The following is a 12,412-nucleotide window of genomic DNA, read 5'->3' as shown; positions in this document are numbered from 1 at the left end:
GCTCAGACCCCCTGCCCTTTGAGCGCGGCATTCTCGCTGCGGCTCGGATTGATATCCATCGCGTGTTCGCTTTCCTTGGTGTGGGCGCGCCGTGCGAGGCGCGAGAACCCGTCAAGCGACAGCATCACCGCGCCGACCACGGCGAGGAACACGCCCAGATCGAACAAGGCCGCCGTCGCCAGCTCAAACTCCTGAAACGGCGGGATGCGCACGTAGGTGAAATCGGAGGTCAGGAACGGCTTGCCCACAAACCAGCTGCCGATGCCCGTCAGACCGGCGATCAGCACGCCCGCCCCGATCACCCCGTGGTGCGGATAGCGTTGCCGCGCGGTCGTCCAGCTGTACCCGCTCGCCATATATTGCATCACCAGCCCGATCGAGGCGACCAGACCCGAGATGAACCCGCCGCCCGGCTCATTGTGGCCGCGCAGGAAGATGTAGAACGCCACCAGCATCACCACCGGGAACAACACCCGCGTCAGCACCACCATCATCATCGGATGCATGTCGCCCGCCAGCGGCTTGTCGGGCCGACGGTTCAGCAGACGCGCGCGCACGGGCCCGTTCAGCAGCGATTCCGTCAGCGCATAGATCAGCACCGCCGCGATCCCCAGCACGATGATCTCGCCAAAGGTGTCAAAGCCGCGGAAATCCACAAGGATCACGTTCACGACATTCGTGCCGCCTCCGCCCTTGTAGCTGTTGGCCAGATGGAATTCGGAAATCGGGCTGCTCACGGCGTCGCGCAGCAGGTAGTGCCAGCTCAGCGCAAGTGCGGCGAGCCCGCCCGCCACCGCTACGGTCACATCCCGCACCCGGCGCAGCACGCTCGATTCCACCGGCGTCTCGTTGGGCAGGAAATTCAGCGCCAGCAACAGCAGGATCGTCGTGACCACCTCGACCGTGATCTGCGTCATCGCCAGATCCGGCGCGGAGAAGAACACGAAGCCCACCGACACCATCAGCCCCACGATGCCGATCAGCACCAGTGAGAGCAGCCGGTTACGGTGCAGGAACACCATGCCCAGCACCGCCGCGACCAGCATGCACCAGCCCGCAACTTCAATCGCGCCCGCAGGCTGCATCTGCCGCGTGGGGGGCGCCACCGTGCCACTGACCCAGGCGTAATATCCCGCCACGATCACCGTCACCGCCATGATCGCCCCATAGCGCGAGAACGCGCCGTTGTGCAGCGCATAGGTCACGCGCTTGGCCAACGCCGCCACCGCCTCGACCAGCCCCTCAAAGATCGGCTTTGCCTCGGGGCGCGGGGTGGCGTCCCACATCCGCAACAGCGGGTTGAACAGCGCCAGCAGGATCAACCCGCCGACCACCGCCGCGATGGACATGTAGAGTGCCGGCACCAGCCCGTGCCAGATCTTGAAATACGCCTTGGGCACCTCTGCCGCCTCGCCCAGAACGGCGGCGACCACGCCCTTGACCGCAGGCTCCGCCAGAAATGGCGCCACCCCGATTGCCACGACCAGCACCACCAAAAGCGCGGGCGGCCCCCACATGCCGAACGGCGGATCATGCGGCTTCGCCGGGTAGTCGTCGCGCACCGGACCCATGAACGTGTGCCCGATCAGGCGGAAGCAATAGGCCGCCGAAAAGACCGAGCCAAGGGTCGCCAACGCCGGCACCAGCCACCACGTATCGAACAATACCGTGCGCGTCGCCTCTTCCAACATCTGCTCCTTGCTGAGAAAGCCGTTGAGCAGTGGAATCCCCGCCATCGACAGCGCCGCCAGCGTGGCAATCACAAAGGTGATCGGCATCAGCCGGCGCAACCCACCCAGACGGCGAATGTCGCGCGTATGCGCCTCGTGATCGACGATGCCCGCCGACATGAACAGCGCCGCCTTGAACGTCGCGTGGTTGAGGATGTGAAAGATCGCCGCCATCGCGCCAAACGCCGTGCCGGTGCCCAGCAACATCGTAATCAGCCCCAGATGCGACACCGTCGAGAACGCCAGCAACGCCTTCAGATCATGCTTGAACAGCGCGATCACCGCGCCCAGCACCATCGTGATCAGCCCGGCGGTAGTGACGATCACAAACCACTCAGGCGTGCCCGACAGCACCGGCCACAGCCGCGCCATCATGAAAATCCCCGCCTTCACCATCGTGGCCGAGTGCAGATAGGCCGACACCGGCGTGGGCGCCGCCATCGCGTGCGGCAACCAGAAATGGAACGGGAATTGCGCCGATTTGGTGAAACACCCCAGCAGGATCAGCAAGAGGGCGGGCAGATACAGCGGGCTTTCCTGAATGATCTCGCGGTTCTGCAGGATCACGCTCAGATCATAGCTGCCCGCGATCTGCCCCAGGATCAGCAGCCCCCCGATCAGCGCCAGCCCCCCCATGCCGGTCACGGTCAGCGCCATGCGCGCGCCTTGCCGGCCTTCGGGCAGATGCTTCCAATAGCCAATCAGCAGGAAGGACGACAGCGATGTCAGCTCCCAGAACACCAGCAAAAGCAGTATGTTATCGCTCAGAACGATCCCCACCATCGCGCCCTGGAACAGCAGCAGATAGGTGAAAAACTCACCCATGTTGTCCTTACGCGCGAGGTAGAACCGCCCGTAGATGATGATCAGCATCCCGATGCCGAGGATCAGCGTGGCAAAGAAGAACCCAAGCGCATCGAGCATCAGCGTAAAGTTGATCCCCAGCGACGGGATCCAGTCGGCGCGGAATGTCACCATCTCCCCCGCCATCACGGCGGGCAGGTTCGTCATCAATCCGACAAAGGCGGCCAGCGTGACGGTGAACGTGACCCCCGCACAGGCGGCGCGGCCCGCTTGGTTCATCAACCCGGGCAGCAGCGCCCCCAGAAACGGCAAAGCGACGATCAAAAGTAAGGACACGTGCACTCCATGTTGGTGGCCCTTCTTTTGCCGAAGGGTATTATTGTTCCGCTTTAGTCGAAAACTTTGGCGATGATGTCAAATCACTCACCCGCAATTTAGGGTTGTTTCGCCCCGAGGACCAGTGCTGCGGCGCAGGTTTCGGCCCATTTTCGACGGGTTTTGTCGGAAAACGGCACGATGGGCGCGCCCGCACCCTCAGATGCAGCGCCCGCCGTCGACTTCCATCAGCGTGCCGGTGATCATGCTCGCCTCGTCCGAGCACAGGAAACACGCGGCGTTGCCCATGTCCTGCGCCGTCGAAAACCGGCCCAGCGGGATGGTGGCGAGGAACTTGGCGCGCACCTCTGGCGTGTCCTCCCCCATAAAGGACTTCAACAGCGGCGTCTCCCCCGCCACGGGGTTGAGCGCGTTCACCCGGATACCCGAGGGCGCCAGTTCCACCGCCATCGTCTTGGTCGCCGTGTTCACCCAGCCCTTTGAGGCATTGTACCAGTTGAGGTTTGGACGCGGGCTGAGCCCCGCCGTTGACGACACGTTCAGGATCACGCCGCTGCCCGCCGCCTGCATCCCCGGCACCACCGCACGGGCGATCAGATAGATCGACTTGCAGTTCACCGCGAACACCCGGTCAAAATCCGCTTCGCTGACCTCGGCTAGGGGGGTCGGCAAATGGGTCGTGCCCGCGTTGTTGACGACAATGTCGATGCGCCCCCAGGCGTCCATCGCCGCGCCGACCATCGCGTCGACCGAGGCCGCGTCGGCCACATCCGTCCGCGTGGTGGTCGTGCCGGGCAGTTCGGCGGCCAGCGCGCCGGCGTCGTTCAGATCCGCGATCAGAACCCGCGCGCCCTCGGCCACGAATTTGCGCACGATCCCCTCTCCGAACCCCTGCGCACCGCCCGTGACGATCGCCGTTTTCCCTTCAAGCCGCATGTGATCCCTCCCTTTCACCGCTGCACCCGTCGGTGCACGCCCGGTGCACGGCGTGTGTACGCCCGGTGTACCCTGTTTTCCTAGCCATGATGCGCCGCCACGGTCTTGAGCGCGGTGAAGCCGTAGAGCGCCTCGAACCCCTTTTCGCGCCCGTGTCCCGACAGGCCCGCACCCCCAAACGGCAGCTCCACCCCGCCGCCGGCACCGTAGTTGTTCAGAAACACCTGACCCGCCCGCAGCGCCCGCGCCAGCCGCATCTGCCGCGCCCCGTCCCGCGTCCAGACCGAGGCGACCAGCCCGTACTCCGTGCCATTCGCAATCGCCACCGCCTCGGCCTCATCCTCGAAGGGGATCAGCACCTGCACGGGGCCAAATATCTCTTCCTGCGCCAGCGGATGATCCGGGGGCACCCCCTCATAGAGCCGGGGCGCCACATAGGCGCCGCCCGCGGGCGCTGCGTCGATCACCTGCCCCTCGGCCAGCAGGGTCAGATCGCCGGCTTTGGCGATATGGCCCTCGATGATCTCTTTTTGTCGTTTGGAAACAACGGGTCCAAGGTCCAGATCCTGCATCGCGGGGCCCGCGCGCAGGGCGGCGTAGCGTTCGGCCATACGCGCGCAAACCTCACCGTAGACGCCCCGCTGCACCAGAATGCGCGACGATGCCGAACACGTCTGCCCGGCGTTCTGAATCCCTGCGTTGACCAGAAACGGCAGCGCCGCGTCGATATCCGCATCGTCGAACACCAGCTGCGGGGATTTGCCTCCCAGCTCCAGCGTGACGGGCACCACATGCTGCGCCGCCGCCGTCTGCACCGCGCGCCCCGTAACCACCGATCCTGTAAAGGAAATATGATCGACGCCCGCATGCCCGCTCAGCGCGGCACCGGCCTCGTCCCCCCTGCCCGGCACGATATTGAGCGCCCCCGCAGGCAGCCCCGCGCGCTGCGCCAGCTCGCCAAAGGCGAGCGCGGTCAGGCAGGCCTCTTCGGCGGGTTTCAGCACGCAGGCATTGCCCGCCGCCAACGCCGCCCCGACCGAGCGCCCGATGATCTGCATCGGGTAATTCCACGGCACGATATGCCCGGTCACCCCGTGAGGCTCACGCAGGGTGTAGACGGTATAGCCTTGCAGATAAGGGATCGTGGTGCCGTGCAGCTTGTCCACCGCGCCTGCGTAGAACTCCATGTAGCGCGCCAGCGCGATCACATCCGCGCGCGCCTGCGACAGGGGCTTGCCCACGTCCTCGGCCTCAAGGGCGGCGAGCGTGTCCGTATGCTCCAGCACCAGCGCGCCCAGACGGTGCAGGATACGCCCCCGCTCCGGCGCGGTCATGCGGCCCCACGCCCCGTCGAACGCCGCCCGCGCGGCGGCCACGGCGCGGTCGATATCCTCCGCCCTGCCCGCCGCGATCCGGCACAGGGTCTGCCCGTCGGACGGATCAATCAACGGCAGCGTTCCGCCCGAGGCACAGGGGCCCCAGATACCGCCAATCAGGCAGTGGGAGGGATCAACGTCGAGGGGGCGAATGGTCATGGCGGCTCTCCTGTCAGGTAAAGTCTGACCGGCAAGCGCCCCGCGCGCAAGGGCTCAGCGCGCGATCTTTGCCGTCGCCTCGATCTCAAGCAATGCCTCATCCTCGACCAGCTCCGACACCACCAGCATCGACATCGCCGGAAAGCTGCGCCCGATCACGCGGCGGTAGACTTCGCCGATTTCGCGCTGGTGGGCGAGGTAGGTTTTCTTGGACGTCACGAACCACGTCAGCCGCACGATATCGGCGGGCACGCCACCCGCGGCCTCGACCACGGCGACGATATTCTTCAGCGCCTGCTCCATCTGGCCGATGAAATCATGCGCCTCAAACGTCTGCTGCGCGGTCCAGCCGATCTGGCCGCCGACATACAGCGTGCCGTCCTCGGTCAGCACGCCGTTGGCGTAGCCTTTGGCGGGCGCCCAGCCTTCGGGCTGGATGATCTGGTGGCTCATGGTGTGTCCTCGCTGAATTGAATGAGGGGGGTCAGAATGGCGTCGGGCCAGGGGGCGGCGCGCCCGTCGGAGCCGACGTAAACAAGGGTGGAGTCAGAGACAAAGCGGACCTCGCCCGCGCAGGTTGCGGTGATTTTCAGCGCAAAGCTTTTGGGCGTAAGTGTCACCGGCTCAAGGCTGAGGATCAGCCGGTCACCGTGGCGCGACGGCGCGCGGAATTTTACCGCGATCTCCGCCGTGGGCACGCCGCCGTCACGCAACAGCACCTCGAAGGGCACGCCGATCACATCGCTGAAAAACGCCTCGACGCAGTCGTTGATCATCTCGAAATAGCGGGGATAAAACACGATGCCGGCCGGATCGCAGTGCTTGAACAGCACCTTTTGGGGAAAGTCGAAGGCCATGTCAGACGCCCAGATATTGCGTTGTGGTGGCCTCATCCAGATCGGCCATCGCACCTTGCCAAACGTCGCGCCCGCGCTCGAGGATCACGGCGCGGTCGGCGATGCTGCCCAGTTCGCGCAGGGATTTGTCCACCACAAGGATCGCCATGCCCGTGTCCCGTTTCAGCAGGGCGATGGCGTCCCAGATCTCTTGGCGCACCAGCGGGGCGAGCCCTTCGGTCGCCTCATCGAGGATCAGCAGGCGCGGGTTCGTCATCAGCGCGCGGCCGATTGCGAGCATCTGCTGCTCGCCCCCCGACAGCGATCCGGCCACCTGATCGCGGCGCTCTGCCAGCCGGGGGAACAGCTGCGCCACCTTGGCCGCATCCCACGCCCCGGGGCGGGCGGCGGCGTGCAGGTTTTCCCACACCGTCAGCGGGGCAAAGCATCGGCGCCCCTCCGGCACCAGCCCCAGACCCAAACGGGCGGCGCGGTGCGCAGGCAGGCGGCTGAGGTTCTGGCCGTCGAATTCCAGCGTCCCAGCGGCGGGTAGCAGGCGGCAGATCGTCTTGATCGTTGTGGATTTGCCCATGCCATTGCGCCCCATCAGGGCCAGCACCTCGCCCTCGCCCACCTGCAGGGACACGCCAAACAGCGCCTGCGATGCGCCGTATGAGGCGGTAACAGTCTCCAGCGTCAGCAGGCTCATGCGTCATCCCCCAGATAGGCCGCGCGCACGTCCGCGTTGGCGCGGATCTCCTCCACGGTGCCGGTGGCGATGATTGCGCCGTAGACCAGCACGCTGATGCGGTCGGCCAGCGCGAACACCGCGTCCATGTCATGCTCGACCAGCAGAATGGGCGCTTCGGCGCGCAGGCTGTCGAGAAAACCGGTCATGGTTTTCGACCCTTCGGTGCCCAGCCCCGCCATCGGCTCGTCCATCACGAACGCCCGGGGTTTGAGCGTCAGCGCCACGGCGACCTCCAGCTGGCGCCGCTCCCCGTGCGACAGCTCTGACGTGCGGGTTTGCGCCTTCTCCGCCAGCCCCACACGGTCGAGGGCGGCGCGGGCCACCTCCGTCAGATCGCCGCGCCCCAGCGCGCGCTGCCAAAAGCTGTAGGGCGAGGCCCCTGCCCCCAGCGCGCCCAGCGTCGCGTTTTGCAGAACCGTATCTTCCATCGCCAGCTCAGAGATCTGGAAGGTGCGGCCCAGACCGCTGCGCGCCCGCTCGGGCGTGGTGAGCGCGGTCACATCCTCACCGCCCAGCCACACGCTGCCGCTGTCGGGCGCGAGGCCGCCCGCGATCTGTTTGATCAGCGTGGATTTGCCCGCGCCGTTGGGGCCGATCAGCGCGTGGATTTCGCCCGCGCGCAGATCGAGCGAGATGTCATTGCTGGCCTTCAGCGCGCCGAATGTCTTGCTGATGCCACGGGTTTGCAGGATCGGATCACTCATGCGCGGCCTCCCGTCCGGCGATACCGCCGATGATGCCGCCGCGCGCAAAGAGCACGATGAACAGCAGGAGAAGCCCCAGATAGATGTGCCAATAGTCCGACAGCCCGCCCAGCACCTGCTCAAGCCCCACAAACACCACGGCGCCGACCACCGGACCCAGCAGCCGCGCGGTGCCGCCGATAATGATGAACACGATCAGCTCGCCCGACAGATGCCAGCTGAACATCGACGGCGTGACAAAGCGGTTGAGATCGGCAAAAAGCGCGCCCGCAAGCCCGGTGATCATGCCCGAGATCACGAAGGCGACGAGCCGCAGGCGGTAGGGGTTCAGCCCCACCGTTTCGACCCGCATGGGCGATTGCCGCGCGGCGTTCAGCGCCAGCCCAAAGGCCGAGCGCGCGAGCCGCGCGTTGAACAGCAGCACCAGCGCGAGGATCGTGAAACAGATCGCGTAGAACTGGATCGGGTCTAGCGTGTTGAGCCCCGGAAACCCGTTGCGCACGTAGATCGACAGCCCGTCCTCGCCCCCGTAGGCGGGCCAGCTGATGGTGAAATAGTAAAACATCTGCCCAAAGGCGAGCGTGATCATGATGAAATACACGCCCGAGGTGCGCAGGCTGACCGCCCCAATCGCCAGCGCCGCGAGGCCCGAGAACACGATGGCGAACAGCCAGATCACCGGCATGGATTTGCTGCCCTCGAACACGAACGGCTGGGTGAAGATCGGATCGAACACCTGCGCGTGGCTGGCCAGCACCCCCATGGCGTAGCCGCCGATGCCAAAAAACGTGGCGTGGCCGAAACTTACCAGCCCGCCAAGACCCAGCGCAATGTTGAGGCCAACGCCCGCAAGCGCGAGGATCGCCGCCTTGGTCGCCAGCGTGATCATGAACGGCTCGTCCACGCTCCACGCCCAGAGCGGAAAGGCGATGAGGCCCAAAAGGACGGCGGCGTTGAAAAGGCTTTCCCGGCTCATGCGCGTGCTCCGAACAATCCGGTGGGTTTCCAGATGAGCACGGCGGCCATGAGGATATAGATCAGCATCGACGCCAGCGCCGAGCCGACGGAGCTGGCGGCGGAATTGTCGAGGAATAGCTTGAACAGCTCAGGCAGCAGCACACCGCCCAGCGTGTCGGTCAGCCCCACAAGGATCGCGCCCACCAGCGCCCCCTTGATCGAGCCGATGCCGCCGATCACGATCACCACGAAGGCCACGATCAACACGGGCTCGCCCATGCCGACCTGCACCGATTGGATCGCCCCCACCAGCGCACCGGCAAGCCCCGCCAGCGCCGCGCCCAGCGCAAACACGATTGTATAGAGCTTTGAGATATCGACCCCGAGGGCGGCGATCATCTCGCGGTCGGCCTCACCGGCCTGGATCTGGATGCCCAGCCGCGTCTTGGCGATCAGCGCCCAGAGGCCCACCGCCACCGCCAACCCGATACCGATCAACGTCAGCCGGTAAAGCGGATACTGGATGCCGCCGGGCAGCGCGATTGGCCCGGAAAGCGCCGACGGAATATTGAGGTACAAAGGAAAGGAGCCAAAGATCCAGCGCGTCCCTTCGGAAAAGATCAGGATCAGCGCAAAGGTTGCCAGCACCTGATCGAGGTGATCGCGGTCGTACAATCGCCGGATCACCAGCAGCTCCACCAGCGCACCCGCCGCCGCCGCCGCCGCAAGCGCCGCGATAAGCGCCAGCGCAAACGATCCAGTGGCCCCCGCCACCGCCGCCGCCGCAAAGGCGCCGACCATGAACAATGATCCATGCGCCAGATTGATCAGCCCCATCACGCCGAACACCAGCGTGAGGCCGGCGGCCATCAGGAACAGCATCACGCCGTACTGTAGCCCGTTCAGCACCTGTTCGGCGAATAGGATCAGGGACATGTCAGCCTCCGCATGGGGAATCCGGGCGCCCGTGGGGCGCGTCGGGCCGTGGAAAACCGGGGCGGCGCGGGGCCGCCCCGCCTAAATCACATCTTGCACTCGGACGCATAGGCGTCCTGATGGTCTTCAAGGGCCACGCCGATGATCTTGTTGGTGAATACGTCACCTTCCTGCACAACCTCGCGCACGTAGATGTCCTGAATCGGGTGATGGTTGTTGCCGAATTGAAAATCGCCACGTGTGCTGTCAAAATCCGCCTCCTTCAGCGCCGCGCGGAAGGCATCCGGATCGGTGACCGAGGCCTTGTCCATCGCGCTCAGCAGCAGGTTGGCGGTATCGAACCCCTGGCTGGCATAGAGCGAGGGCAGACGACCATATTCCGCCTGAAAGCTCTCGACAAAGGCGGCATTGGTCGGGTTGTCGATGTCCTTGTTCCACTGTGAGGTGTTCACCACGCCCAGCGCGGCCTCGCCCACGGCTTGCAGGATGCCCTGATCGAAGCTGAACGCAGGGCCCACAACGGGGATATCCAAACCGCTGTCGGCATATTGCTTGAGAAAGGAAATACCCATGCCGCCGGGCAGGAAGAAGAACACGCTGTCGGCACCCGACGCGCGGATCTGCGCGATCTCGGAGGCATAGTCGGTCTGGCCCAGCTGGGTGAAGAGCTCACCGGCCAGCGCGCCCTCGTACTGACGCTTGTAGCCCGTCAGCGCGTCCTGCCCGGCGGGATAGTTGGGCGCAAGGATGAACGAATTGCTGTAGCCTGCGGTGTTGGCATAGGCGCCCGCCGCCTCGTGCAGGTTATCGTTCTGCCACGCGACGTTGAAATAATTCGGGTTACAGCCCCGGCCCGCCAGCTGCGACGGCCCCGCGTTGGGCGAGAGGTAGAATTTGCCCTGCGCCAGTGCGGCGGGGATCACGGCCATCGCGAGGTTGGAAAAGATGATGCCGGTCATCACATCGACCTTTTCGGACTGGATGAACTTATCCGCCGTCTGCACGGCCACGGCCGGGTCGCGCTGGTCATCCTCGATCACGACTTCGAGGTTGTCGTTGCCGGCTTGTTTGACGGCCAGCAGGAACCCGTCGCGCACGTCGATGCCAAGGCCCGCACCGCCGCCCGAAAGCGTGGTGATCATGCCGACCTTGACCTTGTTTGCGTGCCCGTCGGCAAAGGCGCCGGTGGCAAGTGCGGCCACGGAAGCCGCAAGAGCGAGTGATTTCAGTGTCATGTGTTTCTCCTTGTTGATGGGGTGCCCTCTGACGGGGCGTTAGGTTTTGCGAAGGGCAAACCGCTGGATCTTTCCGGTCTGCGTCTTTGGCAGCGCGTCACAGAAAACAACGCGGCGCGGATATTTGTAAGGGGCGATCGTGTTTTTGACGTGCTCCTGAAGCGCTTTGACAAGCGCGTCGTCGCGGGGGTGGTCGGTGACGACATGGGCCTCGACGATCATGCCGCGCGCCTCGTCGGGCGCACCGATCACGGCACATTCCGTCACGGCCGGATGGCTCAGCAGCGCCGCCTCTACCTCGGGGCCCGCAATGTTGTAGCCGGCGCTGACGATCATATCGTCGTTGCGCGCGGCAAAATGCAGATAGCCGTCGTCGTCCATCCAGAAGGCATCGCCGGTGATGTTCCAGCCGCCCGCGACATAGGCCGCCTGACGGTCATCGGCGAGATAGCGACATCCTGTCGGCCCGCGCACGGCCAGCCGCCCGACCTCGCCGCGCGGCATCTCTGCACCATCCTCGCCCACGATGCGCGCCTCATAGCCTGTCACGGGCTTGCCGGTGCAGGCGGGTTTGTGATCGTCAAAGCGGTTGGAGATGAAGATATGCAGCATCTCGGTCGCACCGATCCCGTCGAGCATGGGCTTGCCGGTCTTGGCCTTCCACTCCTCGTAGACAGGGGCGGGCAGCGTTTCCCCGGCGCTGACGGCGGCGCGCAGAGAGGACAAATCGGCGCCCTCTTCCATCGCCTGCAACATCGCGCGGTAGGCGGTGGGCGCGGTAAAGCACACGGTCGCCTTGTACTTCTGGATGATCTCGATCATCTGCGGGGGCGCCGCGTTTTCCAAGAGCGTCGCGGCGGCGCCAAAGCGCAGCGGGAACACCGCCAGACCACCAAGTCCAAAGGTAAACGCCAAGGGCGGCGAGCCCACGAATACATCGTCCGGTGTCACGCCCAGCACCTCACGGGCGTAGCCGTCGGCGATGATCATCAGATCGCGGTGGAAATGCATCGTGGCCTTCGGACTGCCCGTGGTGCCGGAGGTGAAGCCCAGCAGCGCCACGTCATCGCGCCCGGTCTGCACCGCGTCGAATTGCACGGGTTTTTCAAGTGCCAGCCGGTCGAGTTCGGCGTCATGGTTAGAGGTGCCGTCAAAGCCGACAACCGAGGTAAGATAACGGGATGTCTTGGCGCAGGCGACCAGTTCGTCCATCAGGCGGGTGTCGCAAAGCGCATGGGTGATCTGGGCCTTGTCCACAATCGCGGCCAACTCGCCCGCGCGCAGCATCGGCATGGAGTTCACCACGACCGCACCCGCCTTGGTCGCCGCCAGCCAGCAGGCCACCATCGCCGGATTATTGGCAGAACGGATAAGCACGCGATTACCCGGCCTTACGCCCAGATCCTCAACCATCACGTGAGCGAGGCGATTGGTCCAATCCGCAAGTTCCTTGTAGGTGCGGCGGCGCCCGTTACCGATCAGCGCGGTGTTATCCCCAAACCCATTTTCCACCATCTTATCGGTGAGTTCCACGCCGATGTTGAGATGCTCTGGGTAGTCGAAAGCCTCCAGCCGGAATTCCGGCCACATATCCACAGGCGGCAGGTTATCGCGTGAGAAAGTGTCGCTATGTGCAGATGGTCCCAACATGA

General features: G+C 64.9%; 11 protein-coding genes. All 11 read right to left on the bottom strand.

Annotated elements, in window-relative coordinates:
* Positions 1 to 2: 2 nt before the first annotated feature.
* The 11 genes from KDD17_RS02770 to KDD17_RS02720 all read right to left on the bottom strand — a co-directional run bounded on the left by KDD17_RS02770 (position 3) and on the right by KDD17_RS02720 (position 12,410).
* Positions 3 to 2,870 (bottom strand): monovalent cation/H+ antiporter subunit A, encoded by a 2,868-nt coding sequence (locus KDD17_RS02770; RefSeq protein WP_212705186.1) that lies wholly within the window; start codon positions 2,868 to 2,870, stop codon positions 3 to 5.
* 198 nt (positions 2,871 to 3,068) lie between these two features.
* Positions 3,069 to 3,806 (bottom strand): SDR family oxidoreductase, encoded by a 738-nt coding sequence (locus KDD17_RS02765; protein ID WP_212705185.1) that lies wholly within the window; start codon positions 3,804 to 3,806, stop codon positions 3,069 to 3,071.
* Positions 3,807 to 3,886: 80 nt separating this feature from the next.
* Positions 3,887 to 5,341, bottom strand: coding sequence for an aldehyde dehydrogenase family protein (locus tag KDD17_RS02760; RefSeq protein WP_212705184.1), 1,455 nt, complete (start codon positions 5,339 to 5,341; stop codon positions 3,887 to 3,889).
* Positions 5,342 to 5,395: 54 nt separating this feature from the next.
* A complete protein-coding gene (locus KDD17_RS02755; protein WP_212705183.1) occupies positions 5,396 to 5,794 on the bottom strand; it encodes a RidA family protein in 399 nt (132 codons plus the stop codon).
* A complete protein-coding gene (locus tag KDD17_RS02750; RefSeq protein WP_212705182.1) occupies positions 5,791 to 6,198 on the bottom strand; it encodes an acyl-CoA thioesterase in 408 nt (135 codons plus the stop codon). The genes KDD17_RS02755 and KDD17_RS02750 overlap by 4 nt, the downstream gene beginning before the upstream one ends.
* A 1-nt stretch (position 6,199) precedes the next feature.
* Complete coding sequence (locus KDD17_RS02745; RefSeq protein ID WP_212705181.1) at positions 6,200 to 6,886, bottom strand: ABC transporter ATP-binding protein; 687 nt, start codon at positions 6,884 to 6,886, stop codon at positions 6,200 to 6,202.
* Positions 6,883 to 7,632 carry an ABC transporter ATP-binding protein gene (locus KDD17_RS02740; RefSeq protein ID WP_212705180.1) on the bottom strand — a complete coding sequence of 250 codons (750 nt, stop codon included), beginning with the start codon at positions 7,630 to 7,632 and terminating at the stop codon, positions 6,883 to 6,885. The genes KDD17_RS02745 and KDD17_RS02740 overlap by 4 nt, the downstream gene beginning before the upstream one ends.
* Positions 7,625 to 8,608 carry a branched-chain amino acid ABC transporter permease gene (locus KDD17_RS02735; protein ID WP_212705179.1) on the bottom strand — a complete coding sequence of 328 codons (984 nt, stop codon included), beginning with the start codon at positions 8,606 to 8,608 and terminating at the stop codon, positions 7,625 to 7,627. The genes KDD17_RS02740 and KDD17_RS02735 overlap by 8 nt, the downstream gene beginning before the upstream one ends.
* Positions 8,605 to 9,525: a branched-chain amino acid ABC transporter permease gene (locus tag KDD17_RS02730; RefSeq protein WP_212705178.1), complete on the bottom strand. Its 921-nt coding sequence runs from the start codon at positions 9,523 to 9,525 to the stop codon at positions 8,605 to 8,607. The genes KDD17_RS02735 and KDD17_RS02730 overlap by 4 nt, the downstream gene beginning before the upstream one ends.
* Positions 9,526 to 9,611: 86 nt before the next feature.
* Positions 9,612 to 10,760, bottom strand: coding sequence for an ABC transporter substrate-binding protein (locus KDD17_RS02725; protein ID WP_212705177.1), 1,149 nt, complete (start codon positions 10,758 to 10,760; stop codon positions 9,612 to 9,614).
* Between the two features lie 39 nt (positions 10,761 to 10,799).
* On the bottom strand, positions 10,800 to 12,410 hold the full coding sequence (locus KDD17_RS02720; protein ID WP_212705176.1) for an AMP-binding protein: 1,611 nt from the start codon (positions 12,408 to 12,410) through the stop codon (positions 10,800 to 10,802).
* Positions 12,411 to 12,412: the final 2 nt, after the last annotated feature.

Origin of the sequence: Sulfitobacter albidus (assembly GCF_018200035.1) — a bacterium.
Lineage (GTDB): Bacteria > Pseudomonadota > Alphaproteobacteria > Rhodobacterales > Rhodobacteraceae > Sulfitobacter > Sulfitobacter albidus.
The sequence above is the reverse complement of the archived record's forward strand: the minus strand, read 5'-3'. Positions and strand labels throughout refer to the sequence as shown.

Excerpts from the sequence above, each read along its gene's own strand:
- KDD17_RS02750 (WP_212705182.1), bottom strand. The coding sequence starts at position 6,198 with ATGGCCTTCGACTTTCCCCAAAAGGTGCTGTTCAAGCACTGCGATCCG.
- KDD17_RS02760 (WP_212705184.1), bottom strand. The coding sequence starts at position 5,341 with ATGACCATTCGCCCCCTCGACGTTGATCCCTCCCACTGCCTGATTGGC.
- KDD17_RS02755 (WP_212705183.1), bottom strand. The coding sequence starts at position 5,794 with ATGAGCCACCAGATCATCCAGCCCGAAGGCTGGGCGCCCGCCAAAGGC.
- KDD17_RS02725 (WP_212705177.1), bottom strand. The coding sequence starts at position 10,760 with ATGACACTGAAATCACTCGCTCTTGCGGCTTCCGTGGCCGCACTTGCC.
- KDD17_RS02745 (WP_212705181.1), bottom strand. The coding sequence starts at position 6,886 with ATGAGCCTGCTGACGCTGGAGACTGTTACCGCCTCATACGGCGCATCG.
- KDD17_RS02735 (WP_212705179.1), bottom strand. The coding sequence starts at position 8,608 with ATGAGCCGGGAAAGCCTTTTCAACGCCGCCGTCCTTTTGGGCCTCATC.
- KDD17_RS02765 (WP_212705185.1), bottom strand. The coding sequence starts at position 3,806 with ATGCGGCTTGAAGGGAAAACGGCGATCGTCACGGGCGGTGCGCAGGGG.
- KDD17_RS02730 (WP_212705178.1), bottom strand. The coding sequence starts at position 9,525 with ATGTCCCTGATCCTATTCGCCGAACAGGTGCTGAACGGGCTACAGTAC.
- KDD17_RS02740 (WP_212705180.1), bottom strand. The coding sequence starts at position 7,632 with ATGAGTGATCCGATCCTGCAAACCCGTGGCATCAGCAAGACATTCGGC.
- KDD17_RS02720 (WP_212705176.1), bottom strand. The coding sequence starts at position 12,410 with ATGTTGGGACCATCTGCACATAGCGACACTTTCTCACGCGATAACCTG.